The 16,560-nt window shown below is 65.5% G+C and carries 15 protein-coding genes; 5 read left to right on the top strand and 10 right to left on the bottom strand.

Annotated elements, in window-relative coordinates; translation table 11 throughout:
* Positions 1-55: 55 nt before the first annotated feature.
* Complete coding sequence (mazG, locus tag K410_RS0119820; RefSeq protein WP_028136494.1) at positions 56-910, bottom strand: nucleoside triphosphate pyrophosphohydrolase; 855 nt, start codon at positions 908-910, stop codon at positions 56-58.
* A gap of 28 nt (positions 911-938) precedes the next feature.
* On the bottom strand, positions 939-1,604 hold the full coding sequence (locus tag K410_RS39670; RefSeq protein WP_155253510.1) for a hypothetical protein: 666 nt from the start codon (positions 1,602-1,604) through the stop codon (positions 939-941).
* 74 nt (positions 1,605-1,678) lie between these two features.
* Between K410_RS39670 and queC the strand changes: the two genes are divergently transcribed.
* Complete coding sequence (gene queC / locus K410_RS0119810; protein ID WP_028136492.1) at positions 1,679-2,392, top strand: 7-cyano-7-deazaguanine synthase QueC; 714 nt, start codon at positions 1,679-1,681, stop codon at positions 2,390-2,392.
* 167 nt (positions 2,393-2,559) lie between these two features.
* On the opposite strand, the gene K410_RS0119805 is transcribed toward queC, so the two are convergent.
* From K410_RS0119805 to nthA, 3 genes are read right to left on the bottom strand one after another with little or no spacing between them, the layout of a single operon-like run.
* Positions 2,560-2,937, bottom strand: a complete 378-nt coding sequence (locus tag K410_RS0119805) for a nitrile hydratase accessory protein (RefSeq protein ID WP_028136491.1) — start codon at positions 2,935-2,937, stop codon at positions 2,560-2,562.
* A complete protein-coding gene (nthB, locus tag K410_RS0119800) occupies positions 2,937-3,596 on the bottom strand; it encodes a nitrile hydratase subunit beta (RefSeq protein WP_028136490.1) in 660 nt (219 codons plus the stop codon). Before nthB ends, K410_RS0119805 begins: the two co-directional genes overlap by 1 nt.
* Entirely contained in the window at positions 3,593-4,222 is a 630-nt protein-coding gene (gene nthA / locus K410_RS0119795) for a nitrile hydratase subunit alpha (RefSeq protein ID WP_028136489.1), read from the bottom strand. The genes nthB and nthA overlap by 4 nt, the downstream gene beginning before the upstream one ends.
* A gap of 121 nt (positions 4,223-4,343) precedes the next feature.
* Here nthA and K410_RS0119790 point away from each other — a divergent pair, with 121 nt between their 5' ends.
* The 3 genes from K410_RS0119790 (at position 4,344) to K410_RS0119780 (ending at position 9,095) form a co-directional block, all read left to right on the top strand.
* Positions 4,344-5,150, top strand: coding sequence for an enoyl-CoA hydratase/isomerase family protein (locus K410_RS0119790; RefSeq protein WP_028136488.1), 807 nt, complete (start codon positions 4,344-4,346; stop codon positions 5,148-5,150).
* A gap of 141 nt (positions 5,151-5,291) precedes the next feature.
* Entirely contained in the window at positions 5,292-6,419 is a 1,128-nt protein-coding gene (locus K410_RS0119785; protein WP_155253508.1) for a hypothetical protein, read from the top strand.
* A 381-nt stretch (positions 6,420-6,800) separates the two neighbouring features.
* Positions 6,801-9,095 (top strand): TonB-dependent siderophore receptor, encoded by a 2,295-nt coding sequence (locus tag K410_RS0119780; RefSeq protein ID WP_491136923.1) that lies wholly within the window; start codon positions 6,801-6,803, stop codon positions 9,093-9,095.
* A gap of 104 nt (positions 9,096-9,199) precedes the next feature.
* Here K410_RS0119780 and K410_RS0119775 read toward each other — a convergent pair whose 3' ends face one another.
* The 5 genes from K410_RS0119775 to K410_RS0119755 all read right to left on the bottom strand — a co-directional run bounded on the left by K410_RS0119775 (position 9,200) and on the right by K410_RS0119755 (position 15,248).
* Entirely contained in the window at positions 9,200-10,651 is a 1,452-nt protein-coding gene (locus tag K410_RS0119775) for an aldehyde dehydrogenase (RefSeq protein WP_028136485.1), read from the bottom strand.
* A gap of 37 nt (positions 10,652-10,688) precedes the next feature.
* Positions 10,689-11,420, bottom strand: a complete 732-nt coding sequence (locus tag K410_RS0119770) for an ABC transporter ATP-binding protein (protein WP_028136484.1) — start codon at positions 11,418-11,420, stop codon at positions 10,689-10,691.
* On the bottom strand, positions 11,413-13,092 hold the full coding sequence (locus K410_RS0119765; protein ID WP_028136483.1) for a branched-chain amino acid ABC transporter ATP-binding protein/permease: 1,680 nt from the start codon (positions 13,090-13,092) through the stop codon (positions 11,413-11,415). Before K410_RS0119765 ends, K410_RS0119770 begins: the two co-directional genes overlap by 8 nt.
* Entirely contained in the window at positions 13,089-13,964 is an 876-nt protein-coding gene (locus K410_RS0119760; protein WP_028136482.1) for a branched-chain amino acid ABC transporter permease, read from the bottom strand. Before K410_RS0119760 ends, K410_RS0119765 begins: the two co-directional genes overlap by 4 nt.
* Before the next feature lie 63 nt (positions 13,965-14,027).
* Entirely contained in the window at positions 14,028-15,248 is a 1,221-nt protein-coding gene (locus K410_RS0119755) for an amino acid ABC transporter substrate-binding protein (protein ID WP_028136481.1), read from the bottom strand.
* A gap of 310 nt (positions 15,249-15,558) precedes the next feature.
* Between K410_RS0119755 and K410_RS0119750 the strand changes: the two genes are divergently transcribed.
* Positions 15,559-16,377 carry a helix-turn-helix domain-containing protein gene (locus K410_RS0119750; protein WP_245269410.1) on the top strand — a complete coding sequence of 273 codons (819 nt, stop codon included), beginning with the start codon at positions 15,559-15,561 and terminating at the stop codon, positions 16,375-16,377.
* Positions 16,378-16,560 lie beyond the last annotated feature (183 nt).

Below are 16,560 nucleotides of genomic sequence, written 5' to 3'. Positions count from 1 at the left end.
GGTGTCGTCCCGGATCTGCACGCGCTTGAGGCGCTTGTCCGGGACGACGGCGGAGTTAGCGGCTGGCTTCCTTGCGTCCGTCCGACGTTGGCATCGTCTCGCCCTTCGCCTCGTTCCACAGCGCGTCCATCTCGGCCAGCGAGGCCTGCTCCAGCGTGCGGCCCTGCGCCTCCAGCGCACGTTCGATATAGGCAAAGCGCCGCTCGAATTTTGCGTTGGTCGCACGCAACGCGGCTTCCGGATCGGCATCGACGTGACGGGCGAGGTTGACGAGGGCGAACATGAGGTCGCCGGTCTCCTCCGCCAGCTCCTGCTTGTCGCCACGGTCGAGTGCGGCCTCGATCTCGTCGGCCTCCTCGCGGATCTTGGCCAGCACCGCGCGCGGGTCGTTCCAGTCGAAGCCGACGGTCGATGCCTTGCGCTGCAGCTCCATGGCGCGGGTCAGCGCGGGCTGGCCCGCCTTCACGCCTGACAGCAGCGATTTCTGCGCCGGTGTCTCCTCCGGCGGCCGGCGCGCGGCGCGCTCGGCTTTTTCCTCGGCCTTGATGCGGTCCCAGACTTCCTTGACGTGAGAGGAGGCGAGGTTGCCGTCCTTGTCGGCGAAGACGTGGGGATGGCGCCGGATCATCTTTCTCGTGATGGCTTCGACGACGTCGCCGAACGCGAAGGCGTTCTGCTCCGACGCCATCTGGGCGTGGAACACGACCTGCAACAGCAGGTCGCCGAGCTCCTCGCGCAAATCGTCGAGATCGCCGCGCGTGATGGCGTCCACCACCTCATAGGCTTCCTCGATCGTGTAGGGCGCGATGGTCGCAAAATTCTGCTCGAGGTCCCAGGGGCAGCCGGTCACCGGCGTGCGCAGCGCGGCCATGATCTCGATCAGGCGGGAAATGTCGCAGGAAGGGGTCATTGGGCACCGGAGTTGCGCGTTTCCGGCTTTATGCCAAAAGCACCGCGTCGATCCCAGCGGAACAAGTAGAAAGTGGGCTAATTTCCACCGGCCGCCTGATGGGGATCAGACTACCGTCCGCCGAAGCAGGAGCATGCGAATGAACATCGCCGCGCAAAATCCAAAAAACAGGATTGGCGCGAGCGCAATTAGTCTGCTGCCCGGCTGGGCGACGAACATCAGGACTCCGCCGGCGACGAGCACCAAAGACACGATTGTCAGGAGCCAGAGCACGATCGGGCCATGGGCGCGTGCCTGGGACGTCATGCTCTCCTTCAAAAGACAGCCCTTCGTCTGTCGGGTTCAAGCTGGGGAGCAGAATGCACATCCAAGTGAGATAAAATGCCAAGCAGACGCCGGCCAGCGCCGCGGAGACGCCGAGATTGTATCCTCGAAAAAGGCTTGGTGCGACGACGATCAGCAGGACTGAAACCACGATATAGGTCTTCATCTGCTTTCGGAGCCGCCCATACTTCTCCTCTGAGCCGACCAAGTAGCCGCGGCCGAGAACGCCCCAGGGAAAGAACAGCCGGCGTCCGTCCTCGGTGGTCTTGAAACTGCTGCTGGTCAGTCCTTGAAAATAACCCATGTCACCGCCCATCTCCACATCGTATGGCAGTTCCGCTACGCTACCAGCGCGAGCATGCAGCTGCAACTATCCCTCCGGCGCGAACGTCACGTGTGATCCTTGCAATTGATGGCGTCGACGAACTGGACTACCTGAGGCCCATGAAGGACACATCTACATCACAAGCGGCCCTGGTGCTTTTCTCCGGCGGGCAGGATTCCACCACCTGCCTTGCCTGGGCGCTCAGCCGCTTCTCGCACGTGGAGACGCTGGGCTTCGACTACGGCCAGCGCCACGCCATCGAGCTCGCCTGCCGCGAGCGGCTGTTCGACGGCGTGAAGGCGTTGCGCGCGGATTGGGCCGCAAAGCTCGGCGACAGCCATACCCTGTCGATCCCGACGCTGGCGGCGGTGTCCGAGACCGCGCTGACGCGCGACGTCGAGATCGCAATGGGCGCCGACGGCCTGCCGAACACCTTCGTGCCCGGGCGTAACCTGGTGTTCCTGACCTTTGCGGCGGCGCTGGCCTACCGGCGCGGCATCACCCACATCGTCGGCGGCATGTGCGAGACGGATTATTCCGGCTATCCCGATTGCCGCGACGAGACCATCCGCGCCATGCAGACGGCGCTCTCGCTCGGCATGGCCCGGACGTTCGAGCTCCATACGCCCTTGATGTGGATCGACAAGGCCGCGACCTGGCAGCTGGCGCAGGATCTCGGTGGCGAGGGGCTGGTCGATCTGATCCGCGAGCACTCCCACACCTGCTATCTCGGGATGCGCGGCGCGCAGCACGAGTGGGGCTATGGCTGCGGCGAGTGTCCGGCGTGCAGCCTGCGGGCAAAGGGGTGGCGGGAGTTCGTGGCGGTGCGCTGAGGCCGCGCCGTACTCCGCTCGTGCCCCGGACGCAGCGCAGCGCTCCTTCAGCGGTGCGCTGCAGAGGGGCCCATGTTTCGGTAAGGCATCGTCTCGCCGGCTGGGTCCCGGCACTGCGCAGCAACGCTTACGCGTTGCATCTTGTCCGGGACACGGGCGTACGCAAGCTAGCTGAAATCCTCCGGGCGCAGCTCGATCGGCCTGCCATGCGGCGTGCGATCGGCGGCGTGGTCCCAGGCGTCGCGGTAGCGGTGCAGCGTGTCCAATGAGGCGACGCCTTTGCTTGCCACCAGGCCTTCCAGCGTGGCGAGCCAGTGCAGGTAATAGGTCTCGCCCGTATCAGGGTCGCCCGCGGCCTGCGCCCGCTTGATCTCCGAGGCCAGGGCCGCTGCCCATTCCGGCCATGTGAACACGCCGCGCTCGTGCAGCGTCAGGGCCATCGCGAACGCATGGGCCTCCCAGGGCGCGCGGAACACCGGACCGTCGTCGTCGCGCGGAATGCTCGGAATGGCCGCCGTCGCGGCAGCGGCAAGCGCGCTGCTCATCACGCCGGATCCAGATAGGGCTCGAAGGCGTCGATCGAGACCTTCAGGGTCGGATCGCCGTCCTCGCCCCAGAGATCGCGGCCTTCGAACACGACCGTGTAGAGCCATTGCGGATGCTCGCCGAGCTCCATCGCCGCCGTATCGGGAAACACGTGGCAGCCATGATTGAGCTCGACGATCCCGACATGGCCGCGGACATAGCGCGGCAGCCGCGTGTGCGTCTTGGGGTGGATGTTCTTGGCACGCACGCGATCGCCGATCTTGAACCTGGCAGGTGCGGGCGCCGGGCGGTCGAACTTGCCGCGCACCATGATGCGCTCGACCTGGCCAAGATCGAACTTGCCGTGCTTGAGCGCCTTTGCGGGCTGCATCGCGTGGCCGGCGGCGACTTCCTCGCGGGTGAGGTAGCCCTTCGCGATCAGCATCTCCTCCAGCCCGAGAAACCATTTCTTGTAATAGGAGCTCGAGAGATAGACGTGCGGCGGCAGGGTCTCGCGATAGAAGCGCGAGGTGTCGATGTTGAATGCGCCGGCCGCGCCCATCGCGCGCACCATCGCGAGCACACGTGACTCCCATTCCTCGTGGAACATCGGCTCGTTCGGTTCGGGCTCGACCTTGCCGAACCCGTCCATGCCGCCCATGTCGTGCACGCCGTTCATGACGGCGCTCCCGGCGTCCTGGGAAAGCCTGTGCCGATCATGGAGTCGCGGGTGACGAGCTCGGCGAGTTGCTCCTCGCTCCACCCCTCCGTGCCCGCGGGGCGCATCGGCAGCACCAGGAAGCGGGTCTCGGCGGTGGAATCCCACACCCGGATTTCAATGTCTTTCGGCAGGGTGACGCCGAAATCGGCGAGCACGCCGCGCGGGTCCTTCACCGCGCGCGAGCGGTAGGGCGCGGCCTTGTACCAGACCGGCGGCAGTCCCAGCATTTCCCAGGGGTAGCAGGAGCATAGCGTGCAGACGACCATGTTGTGGCGCTCGGGCGTATTCTCGACAACGACGAGATGGTCGCCGACGCGGCTGACATGGCCGAGCGTGCCGATCGCCTTGGAGCCGTCCTCCAGCAGGGCCTTCTTGAAGCCCGGATCGGTCCAGGCCTTGGCGACGACGCATGCGCCGTTGTGCGGGCCGATCTTGGTCTCGTAGGCCTGGATGATGGCGTCGAGCGCGGCAGGTTCGACATAGCCCTTTTCCGTCAGGATGGTCTCGAGCGCGCGCACGCGCAGCTCGGTCTCCGACAGATCGGAATGGTCGTGATCGTGATGATGGTCGTGATCGTGGCTCATGGGGCCAAGGATAGGCGCAATGGCCTGGGCCTGTCGAGTATGCCGGACAGCGCGGCCGGGTCCCATGTTCGTGAGGCCGGATGTAGGCTAGGGTCGCCGCAAAGCTGATTGGGAGATGCTGGTGACCGACTATGTGAAGATCGAAAAGGGCCTCGGGCCGGAGGGACGGATCGCGGTGGTGCGATTTGACCGCGGCGATGGCATCAACGCGCTCTCTCCGGAAGCACTGCGCCAGCTCACGGCGGCGGCGCGCAGCTTCGAAGACGATGCGGCGACCTCGGTCGTGGTTCTGACCGGCAGCACCAGCGCCTTCAGCGCCGGCTTCGACTTGAAGGACGACGAGGGCCGCTCGCGCAAGGAGATGGATCTCGGCACGCTGCGCCGGCACCTCAAGCTCGGGCCGCGCCTGACGCACGCCTGGCAGGAGATGGAGCAGATCACGATCGCGGCGATCGAGGGTTTTTGCGTCGGTGGCGGCGTCGCGCTGGCCGTGGCGCTCGATTTCCGCGTGATGGGACACGACGCGCATCTGCGCGTGCCCGAGATCGGGCTCGGCATGAACATGAGCTGGCAGAGCATCCCGCGCATGCTGCATCTGATCGGACCCGCCCGCACCAAGCAGGCGGTGATCCTGGCCGACCAGCGCATCTCGGCGGATGAGGCCTATGAATGGGGGCTGGTGGAACAGGTGACCGATCCCGGCCATGCCTTCGATGCCGCCATGGAGCTCGCCCGCAAGGTCGCCGCGCAGCCGCCGCTCTCGGTTGCGATGACGAAGCTCACCGTCAACCGGCTCGCGCATGCGCTGGACGATCTCGCCAGCCACATGGACGTCGACCAGTTCGCGCTCGCCAGCTTCAGCGAGGATCACAAGGAGGGCGTCGAGGCGTTCCTGGGCCGGCGCAAGCCGCGCTTCAAGGGGCGATAGCTCAGGCTCGTCCAGCGCGCCGTCGACTATCTGGCGCGCCGCGGCAGCATGTTCGACTCCGGTGGAGGTAAAATCCGCCGGATCGAACGACGCTGTTCGGCGTTCTCGCGCCGGCATTGATCGAAATCAACGAAAAATTGTGTGCGTCTCGTGATGCTCGTCTATCCGAGGCGCGCGTGGCACGCCTCTTTTGGGGAGGCGCAGATGGCACGAACGACGCCCTACTTCACGACCACCGATGAAGATCGCGACGTTTATCACAATCAGGATGATTGCCCGACCGGCTCGAAGATTTTCGCGAAGAACAGGAGCAGCGGTGACATCGGCAGCCGGTCGCTCTGTGCGCAGTGCGCCAAGCACGGTTACGGCCACTATGACAATTGGCTGTCCGAACAAGAGGCGCAGGGCGAAGCGGCGTGCAAGAAGGAGGCCGAAGCGCTGCAAAAGCTCACCGCCAAGCGCGATGCTGCCCGCGCGCGGGAGGACGCCTATGGGCACTTGGAGACGCAGTTTGACGAGATCGCAAACGAGCGCAAGGCTCTGGAGAGCAACAAGAACCGCACCGCAGAGGAGAATGAAAAGCTCGCATCACTCAAAGTCCAATACAACAATCTCTATCAGAAGCTCCAGTCGATGGCTGCGCAGCACAAGACCGACAGCGACGACCTCGTGCGTCTCGAGGGTGGCAAGACGGACGAAAGCGGCAAGCTCGATGAAGGCCAGATCAAGAGGCGCAAGGCGGCGTTGGACAAACTCGAGAGCAACAAGGCGCGCTACGGGGAGGCTGCGGCCAGACTCGCAGCGGCCCACGCGGCCGCCGTTGCGGGACGGAGTGACCCCGAGAAGGTGGAGCTGATTGCCGACGTCGTCATGAACGAAGCCAGGGGAGAGGACCCCTACATCAAGAAGTGCCTCGCTTACGCCTATCTCAATTTGACAAAAGGTGACCTGCGGCCTCCACGAGGAGCCGAGATCAGCGATTTCACCCGGAGCGAGAAGCGATTCGATGATCCCAAAGAAAGCGATCAGGTCAAGTACATCAGAAGCGTGGCCGAGAGTCTGGAGGCCGTTCGCGCGCGTCTGGATGAACCGAAGAGCGATCCGACCCACGGTGCCAACCACTGGGCCAGCCCGAAGAACCTGAGCAAGAAGAGGCGCGCTGAGTACGAGAGCAAGACCGGCGAATATGAGTGGCTCAATCGCGCCGTCAAGATTCCGATGAAAGACATTCCGGAAGAGACTTTCACGTTCTGGAAGACCGACGATTGAGAGAAAGCCGCCGGATCCCGAGCGTGCCGCCAACCTGAGCTTGGCGTATTGAAGCTGGAGCGGGGCCGTTGCCACGAGGCTGGCTGAGCAGAGCGTCGAAGTACCAGACGGCGTTGCGCCGGCGTCATGGCAGAGGATTTGTTCTCCGCGTCCGCCTTCGATGTCCTGGTGCTCGCGCCTTGCCGGTCGACCACCGTCGTCTAGAAAGATTCCAAATTTGCGCGCCTCTCGCCGCGGCTGAGCGCATTCACCGCAGGTGCTGCGCACAGGTCTGGAGAAATTCTAACCGCGTTCCTATCGCACTCCGAAACCGCCTGAGCTAGGGCGGAATATCAAGAACGATACCGGCAAAGCCGGCAGTGCGTGGGGGCTTCGAACGACGTGACCGACTTCCAATCTTCTTCGCGTGGCAACACGCGTTCTCGCCAGATCCAGATTCTCTGCCTCGGAGCGGTCAGCACGCTCTGTCTCGCCATTCCCGTCGGGTCCGCGGAGGCCCAGACCCAGATTCCGGCCGTCACCGTCGATGCGCCGGCTCAGCGGGCCCGTCCCGCTGCGATCGCTTCGTCGCGAAGGGCGGCGACGCGGACCTCGCGCGCCAATCGCCGGTCTCCCGCGCAGCAGGCCGCGCCAACACAGTCGGCAGCATCGAACGGTGCAACGGGCGAACGCGCCAATGGTCCGGTGCGCGGCTTCGTTGCCACGCGCAGCGGTACCGCCACAAAGACGGATATTCCGCTGATCGAAACGCCGCAGTCGGTCTCTGTGATCACCACCGACCAGATCAGGAACCAGGGCGCGGTCTCGATCGGCGAGGCGCTGCGCTACACGGCCGGCGTCAGCGGCGACGTCAATGGCGGTTCCGACACTCGCTTCGGCGCGCTCCAGATTCGCGGCTTCGACACCACCATGTCCGGCCTTTACATCGACGGCCTGCGGATTCCCTCGAGCAATTACGTGCACTTCAACGGCCTCGATCCCTACGGCGCCGAGCGCCTGGAAGTGCTGAAGGGGCCGTCCTCGGCGATGTATGGCGGCAGCGGCACCGGCGGCATCCTCAACTACGTGACGAAACTGCCGACCGCACAGCAGTTCGGCGAGGCCTCGATCTCCGGCGGCAGCTTCAACCGCTACCAGGGGCAGTTCGACATGGGCGGTCCCGCCAACAAGGAGGGCACCGTGCTGTGGCGCCTGACCGGCGTCGTCCGCGACGGCGAGACTCAGGTCGACTTCACCAAGGACAACCGCGTCTTCATCGCGCCCGCGGTCACGTTCAAGCCGAACGAGGACACGACGATCACCCTGCTCGCCAATTTTCAGCGCGACCGGGCAGGGTGGGGCCTTCAGTTCCTGCCGGCCTCGGGCACCGTCTGGCCGAACAACGGCCGCACCATCCCGGTCTCGTTCTTCGCGGGCGTGCCGAGCTTCGACGCGTTCAACACCGAGATCGCGACCGCCGGCTATCAGCTGTCGCACAATTTCACCGACAACATCACGTTCCGGCAGAACCTGCGCTACGCCTATCAGCACAACGAGGAGAAGGTCTTCTACGGCACCGGATACACCAATGAAGCGGCGGGACAGCTCGGGCGCTTCGGCAGCTACAGCAACTCGTACATCAACTCCTTCGCGGTGGACAACCAGCTCCAGGGCAAGTTCGTCACCGGCATCTTCAGCCACAATACCCTGGTCGGGCTCGACTATCGCAACACCACGTTCCGCGACACCGCCTTTGCCGTCACGACCTCGTCGCCGGAGATCAACGTCTTCAACCCAGTCTACAGCTACGACTGGACCATGGGCGGCATGTACGACAACAAGGGCGTCAAGCAGTCGCAGCTCGGCCTCTACGCGCAGGATCAGATCAAGCTCGGCCGGCTCTCGTTCCTGCTCGCAGGTCGCGAGGACTTCGTGACGACCCAGGTCGATACCGATGTATTCACCCCGTCGTCGGTCACGAAGGATGCCTCGGCCTTCACCGGCCGTGCCGCCGTCATGTACAATTTCGACAGCGGCATCGCGCCCTATTTCAGCTATTCGGAATCGTTCCTGCCGGTGCTGGCGACCGGTCCGGCCGGACAATTGCTCAATCCCGAGACCGGCGTGCAGTACGAGGTCGGCGTCAAGTACCAGCCGCTCGGCTGGAACGCGCTGTTCACCTTCGCCGCCTTCGACCTGACGCGCGACAACGTCGGCGTCTACGTGCCTGCGGCCGCCTACTACGAACAGATCGGGCAGGTGAAATCGCGCGGCATCGAGCTCGAAGGCTCGATGTCGCTCGCCGACGGCTGGAACCTGCGGGCCGCCTATGCCTATGTCGATGCCGTCGTCACGCAGGATCCGGTCAATGTCGGCAAGGCGCCGGTCACCGTGCCGCTCAACCGCGCTTCGTTGTGGAGCGACTACACGCTCCAGAGCGGGCTGCTGGCGGGCTTGCAGTTCGGCGGCGGCATCCGCTACGTCGGCGCCACCTGGGGCGATGAGGCCAACACGTTCAAGGTGGGATCAGCCACGGTGCTGGACGCGCTGCTTGCCTATACCAGGGACAATTGGCGTCTGTCGGTGAACGTCACCAATCTGGCGGACACGCGTTATGTCGCCGCCTGCTACGGCCTGTCCAGCTGCATGTATGCCGAAGGACGGAAAGCCATCGGCAAGCTGACCTACCGCTGGTGAGGTCGGATGCGGATGGTCCGGCGTACGAGCCGGACCATCCGGTACCGCCCATGCGGCAGGAGGGACCGGCAGCCCGCACTGCCACGGAGGCGGCCAGTCGGCGATCAGAACGGATAGTGCCGCGGCCCGGTCTGCACCGTGATCCAGCGCAGCTCGGTGAATTCGTCGATTGCCGCCTTGCCGCCGAAGCGGCCGTAACCTGATGCCTTGGTGCCGCCGAACGGCATCTGCGGTTCGTCATGCACGGTCGGGGCGTTGATGTGGCAGATGCCCGCCTCGATCCGCTTGGCAACGCCGAGGGCGCGGGCGATGTCACGGCCGAACACGGCCGAGGAGAGGCCGTATTCGGTGTCATTGGCCACGCGCACCGCCTCGTCTATTCCGCTGACTCGGACCACGGTCACCACCGGACCAAAGCTCTCCTCACCATAGATGCGCATTGCCGGCGTGACGTGATCGACGATCGTGGCCGGCATGATGGTGCCGCTGCCGTGCCCGCCGGCCGCGACCACGGCGCCCTTGGCGAGCGCATCGTCGATCAGGCCCCGGACGCGGTCACAGGCCGCACCGCTGACGAGCGATCCGAGCACGACATTGCCCTTGCGGGGATCGCCATGGGGAAGGCTGTTCGCCTTGGCGGCGAACCTGGCGATGAAGGCGTCCGCCACCTTGTCGTCGACGACAATCCGCTCGGTCGACATGCAGATCTGGCCCTGGTTCATGAAAGCGCCGAACGCTGCCGCGTTCACGGCGGCGTCGAGATCGGCATCGTCGAGGATCACGAGGGGGGCCTTGCCGCCAAGCTCCAGCAGTGCGCGCTTCAGGTGCTTTGCGCATGCCAGCGCGATGAGGCGGCCGACGCGGGTCGAGCCGGTGAAGTTGACGCGGCGGATCGCGGGGTGGGCGATCAACGCTTCGACCACCGCCTGCGCATCTTCGGGTGCGTTGGTCACGACATTGACGACGCCGTCGCCGAGGCCGGCCTCAGTCAGGCAGCTCCCGATCAGCCGATGCACGCCGGGGCTCATTTCCGACGCCTTCAGCACCACCGTATTGCCGCAGGCGAGCGGCATCGCGACCGAGCGCACACCGAGGATCACGGGGGCATTCCACGGCGCGATACCGAGCACGACACCGACCGGCTGGCGAAACGCCATGGCGAGGTTGTCGGGCTTGTCGGTCGGAATGACTTCGCCTGATATCTGCGTCGTCATGGCCGCGGCTTCGCGCAGCATGCCCTCGGCCAGATGGACGTTGAAGCCGGCCCAGCCCGCGGTGGCGCCGGTCTCGGCCACCATCAGAGCGGTGAATTCCGCCGCCCGGCGCGCCAGGATGTCGGCGGCTGCATTGAGCCGCTTGCGGCGCTCGGACGGAGCAAGCTGCGACCAGGCAGGAAACGCGGCCGCCGCAGCGTCCGCGGCGCGCATCGCGTCGTCGATCGAGGCCGCCGCGACGATGGTCGCGATCTCGCCCGAGATCGGGTTGTGGCGCTGAAAGGTGCGCTGGTTGCTGGCCGCCTGGTCCTTGCCGGCGATCAGAAGGTCGATGGCGTTCATGGAGCTCTCCAAGAATTGCGGGAGGGGTTGCTGGGGTTCATTGTGGGGACGATGCGGCGCGCGTCTTGCCGAGATAGGCGCGCTGGATCTCGGGATCGTTCCTCATTGCATCAGCAGCTCCACTGCCGGTGTTGCGACCAGACTCGATCAGGTAGACCCGATCGGCGATGTCGAGACTGGCGCGCGCGTTCTGCTCAACCAGCAACACGCCAACGCCACCGGCGCGGATCTGCTTCAATGCGCGAAAGACCTCGCGGCTGAGCAGGGGCGACAGGCCGAGCGAGGGCTCGTCGAGCAGGAGCAGCAGTGGGTTCGACATCAGCGCGCGGCCGATCGCCACCATCTGCTGCTCGCCGCCGCTCATGGTGCGGACGGACTGCCTCATGCGCTCGGCGAGGCGCGGGAACAGTTGCAGGACCTGCGCGAGCCGGTCCGCTTCGCCGTCACGGGCGCGGGCAGGATAAGCGCCAAGCTGCAGGTTCTCCGCGACCGTGAGGTCGCCGAAGACGCCGCGGCCTTCCGGCACGAGCGCTATACCGCGCTCCACGATCAGATGGGCCGGCAACTCGGCGATGCTCTGTCCGTCGAACGCGATTATCGCGCCGGGTGCCGGTCTGATCAGGCCGGCGATGCTCTTGAGCAGGGTCGACTTGCCCGCGCCGTTGGCACCGAGGATGGCGACGATCTCGCCTTGACTAATGCCCAGCGAGACGTCGGCCAGGGCCTGGTGCTTGCCATAGAAATGGGAGAGCGCGGCGACCTCAAGCATCGTCGTCCCCCAGATAGGCAGCGACGACCTTTGGATCGGACAGCACCGCGTCCGGCGTCCCGCGCGCGATCACCTTGCCGGCATTCATCACGACGCAATGGCCGCACAGCGCGCGGATCGCATCCATGACATGCTCGACCATGATGACGGTGAGGCCGCGCTCGCGCAGCTTGGCGATCAGCGCGATGCCTGTCTCGAGCTCGCTCGGATTGAGGCCAGCCAACCATTCATCGAGCAGCACGAGGCGCGGCTGCAGCGCCAGCGCACGGGCGAGCTCCAGACGCTTCTGGTCGATATAGGTCAGCTCGCCCGCGGGTGCCTCGCGCATCGCACCGAGCCCGACCAGGTCGAGCAGCTCGGCTTCCGCCTCCGAACCGGTCGAAAGACCGGGCGCTGCGGAGAACAGCCGCGCGGCTGCCACGTTCTCGGCGACGGTCAGGTCCGGCATGATGCGCACCAATTGGAAGGTGCGGGCGAGGCCGAGGCGCGCGATCTGATGCGCCGGCAGGCCGTTGAGCAAGGTGCCGGCGAGCCGGATCGTGCCTGACGAGGGTTTCAAGGCACCGGACAGCGTATTGAGCAGCGTCGTCTTGCCGGAGCCGTTCGGGCCGATAATGCCGACGATTTCGCCGGGGGCGATCGCAAAGCTGACCCCGTCCACGGCGCGCAACCCGCCGAACGACTTGCTGACGCCGTCGACCGCGAGGAGCGGTGTATCCTTGGTGCGGGCCGACGCGGTGGCGGGCCTGTCGGCCGGGACGCGCCGGCGTCCAACCCCGAGCAGTCCGATCACCCCGTTCGGCAGCACCATGACGATGAGGACGAAGATGATGCCGAGCACGATGCTGAAATGGTTGGGCAGCGTCGCGGTCAGCACCTCGAACAGCAGGACCAGCGGGATGACGCCGAGCACGGGCCCGAACAGCGAGCCGGCGCCGCCCAGCAAGGCCATGATCACGACCTGGAAGGAAATCGCCGGATTGAACGCAATGGCGGGATCGATATAGGTCCATCGCGGCGCCATCACCGCGCCGGTCATCGTCATGAAGGTCGCGCTCAGCATGAACACGCCGAGCTTGACCCGCGTGGCGTCGATGCCGGAATGGCTGGCCGCGGTCTCGTCGGCGCCGATGGCGCGCAGCGCCAGCCCGTAGCGGGATCGTCCAAGCAGCCAGCCGACCAGGAAGACAAGCGCGGCGAGGCCAAGAAGCTGCCAGTAAAGAATGTCCTGCGTGACCGCGCTGAACAGGTAGCGGCCGACCGATTTGTGGATGTTGACCTCGTACCAGATCACCAGCTGGCGGATCAGCTCGGCAAGGCCGAAGGAAAAGATCACGAAATATATGCCGGAGAGGCGCAGTGTCGACAGTCCGGTGATCGCGGCCGTGAGTGCGCCCATGCCGGCCGCGGCCAGCAGCACGATCGGCCAGGACATGGTCTCGCCGAGCACCGCGGCGGTGTACGCACCCAGGCCGAAGAACGCGACCGTCGCGAGCGAGATGTAACGGGTAGGGCCGGAGAACATCGCCCACGCGGTCGCCAGGATCGTGAAATAAAGGACGCTGATGCCGAGCGCGAGATAATAGCCGTTGGCATAGAGCGGGTAGGTGATGAGACAAGCGGCGAGGGCGAGGCCGCCGCACCACAGCAGGATCCGGACGGGCAAGGTCATGACGCGGCCCGCCCGAACAGGCCGGTCGGCCTGATCACGAGCACGCCGAGAAACAGCGCGTAGGTGGCAGCCAGCGTCAGGCCGGGATCGATCAGCCGCGCCACTGCGGTTTCGACCACTCCCAGCAGCAGGCCTGCGACCAGCGCGCCCATGACGTTGCCGACGCCTCCCATGATGACGACGACCAGCGCCTTCATGGTGAAGACCACCCCCATGGCGGCATTGAAGGTGAGGAACATGCTGACGAGCACGCCGCCGATGGCGACGAGGCCACCACCGAACGCGAACGCCAGCCCCGAGAGCGCGGCCACGTCGATCCCGACGAGACGCGCCGCGTTCGGGTCGACCGCGATGGCCCGGACGGCCGTGCCGATCCGGGTGCGGGTGAGAGCGAGATAGACGGCGCCGCCGACCAGGGCTGCGAACAGCAGCGCGACCAGGCGATTGACCGCGAGCGTCGATCCGAGGATCGTCAACGGAATCGAGAGATAGCTATAGCTGTAATACTGCCCTCCGAAGGCGACCAGCATCGCCCCCTGGATGACGAACAACACGCCGAAGGTGACGAGGATGCTGTCGATTTCCTGCGCGCCCCGATCCTTGCCCCGCCGCATCAGCCGTTCCAGCAGGAAACGATAGAGCAGCCAGTTCAGCACCATCGCGACCGGAACGGCCAGCAGCAGCGCCGCGAGCGGGCTCAGTCCAAGTCCGCTGTAGAGCGAAAATGCGCCGAAAGCGGCCGCAACCAGCGACTCGCCGTAGGAAAGGTTCATGATCCGCGCCACGCCATATTGCAGCGTCAGCCCGAGCGCGATCAGCGCGTACATGCCGCCCAGCACGAGGCCGGGCAGGACGATATCGACGAGCAGCATCAAGCGGCATCCCCCGGAGCGGACGGCAGGCAGGCCTTGCGATCGAAGGCCTGCCGGCCGGTCTTATTGCCACTGCGGCTTGGGCACGACCGCGGCGCGCGCGCCCGGCTGCGAGGTCGGCGCGAGCGCGTAGAACTCGCCGTTCTGCCACTGGCCGACGCTCCAGACCTCCTGGAGCAGTCCGTCCTTGAGCTTGACCTTGCCGATGATGGTCTCAAACGTGCCCGCGCGGATTTCCGCCGCGACCGCGGCGCGATCGAGCTTGCCGACCTTCTCGATCGCCTGCTGCAGCACTTGGAGGCTTGCATAGGTGATCGAGCTGGCCCAGCGATCCGGCTCCTTGCCGGTCGCCGCCTTGTGGCGCGCGAGATAGTCCTTCAGCTGCGGCGAGTCCGCGTTCCAGCCGCCGATTCCCATCACGCCGTCGCTGTTGGCGGCGAACTTGCCCTTGTAGAGCGGGAAGGCGGTGCCGACGCCGACATAGAAGATCTTCGGGTTGAACTTCAGCAGTTGCGCCTGCTCGGTGAGCGCGATCGTATCCGGCGGATAGCTGAAGGCGATGAACGTATCCGGGTTGGATGCGACGGCGTCCTTCAGCAGCGGCTGGAGATCCTGCGTCCCCATCGGATAGGTCTTGTCATAGCCGAGCGTAAAGCCGTGCTTCTTGAAAGCCGCGCGGGCGGCGGCGGACAGCTCGATGCCGAACTGATCGGCGATGCTGACCATCGCGATGGTCCCGCCGATCTTGCCTTCGCTCTTCAGCTTGCCCAGCAGATCGGCCAGCGCCTCGGAGATCTGCGCGGAGGTGCCGAGCCAGAACGTCGCGTTGGACCAGCGCTTGGCGAGTTCCGGCGCCTTGTCCGTCACCGACGTGACCGCGAGGTGAGGGTAGCCGAGACGGTTCAGCGTCGGTCCGACCGCGAGGTTGAGGCCGGTGCCCCAGGGGGCCAGGATGAAGTCGACCTTGTCCTGGTTGGCGAGCCGCTCGATCGCCTTTACGGCTTCTTCGGAACTGCTGCGGTCGTCGTATTCGACGATCTCGATCGGCAGCTTCTTGTCACCGAGCTTGATGCCGCCGGCGGCATTCACGTCCTTCACCCACAATTCGTAATTGGGCAGGGTGGTGATGCCGGCGCCGCCGGCATAGGGACCGGTCTTGGAGATGGCATAGCCGATCCGGATCTTCTCCTGCGCATCGGCGGTAAGCGGAAAGATCCCCAGCGCCGCGGTCAGAGCGGCAAGGCCGGTGGCGCGAAGTAACGTTCGACGGTTGGTCGAAAACATGTCGTGTCTCCCTCCTGTGGCACTCAAGCGATTGTCGGCATCGATGTGAGTGGTCGTTTCCTCTGGCCCTGATTTCTTCGGAATGGCGTCATCGCGCCGACCGCGACCAGGACTTGACCTAGCAAGCATCCCGGGCTTTGTTCGCACAATGGACAAATCCGGGGAAAGATTGGACGTTTCTGGTCCCGATGGCCAGCTGCGTCGAGGCGTCGCGGCCACCCGACCGCCCGCGGCAGCCGGCGCGAGCGGGGCTGTGCCCGTCGGTGCCGAGCTGATCAGATCGCATTATGCGGCGCGGCGCTGGATGCTGATGTCAAACGCGGCCCTGCCGTTCATTCATCTGCTCTGCCTTCACGGCGGCGGGACCGTCGAGATCGCTCGGGCCGGCAAGACGATTGCGTTGGCCGGGCCCGCAATGGTCTGGCTCCCGGCGGGATCGGCCGACTATCTGGAGGTTTCGGCGGGGACGACCGCGGAGCTGCTGCAATTGCGGGCCGGCACATGGCATCGCTACCTCCCGCCTTCGGCGGAGGCGCCGTATCTCGCGCTCGAGGGCGCCGGCGGCATCATGGCGCTGCTGGTCGAGCCCGACCTCGCCGCCACGATGGCACGTTCCATCGCCGCGATCGCCGCCGAGATCGCCTCGCCCGCCCGCAGTGGTGCAGCCTCGATCATGTCGGCCGAGCTGACACTGTGCGTGCTGCGCTTCTGGCGCCTGTTCGCCGGCGACGGCAATCGGAGCGAGGAGGGCAGCAGCGCAGAGATCCTGAGCCGCTTCCGCCGGCTGCTCGAGGAGCGCTACCAGCAGCACCTCCGCGTCAGCGATTACGCCAGGCTGCTCGGCATGACGCCCGATCGCTTGCACGCGCTGTGCAGCCGCGAACTGAAGCGTTCGCCGAGCGAATTGATCCAGCAGCGTCTCGTCAAGGAGGCGGCGGCGCGGCTCGAGGCGGGAACCATTGCCGTCAAGCAGATCGCATTCGCGCTCGGCTTCACGGACACCGCGTATTTCAGCCGCTTCTTCCGCAAGCATACCGGCGAGGCACCGGGCGTATGGCGTCGGCGCGTCGTGGCACGGGCGCGAGCCGGGCGATCGAGACCGACGCTGAATTTCGCCGACTGGCCGTGAGCGATTGAGAAGCGAGCGGCCGATCGCGCCGAGCGCCTTGTCGCAGGGCTCGTTTTCCAGTCTCGATAGATTCTAATGTTGCCGCACTCGCACTGACGCGATCCGTACGTTAGGCGATGGACGCAGGGCCATCAGCAGGCAGACCGGCTGCCGGTGGTTCGAGCGAAGACGGTTCCGGGAATT

This window comes from Bradyrhizobium sp. 22, from assembly GCF_000482425.1.
Classification (GTDB): domain Bacteria; phylum Pseudomonadota; class Alphaproteobacteria; order Rhizobiales; family Xanthobacteraceae; genus Bradyrhizobium; species Bradyrhizobium japonicum_B.
Note: the sequence above shows the minus strand (reverse complement) of the source record. Positions and strands in the feature narration are given on the sequence as shown.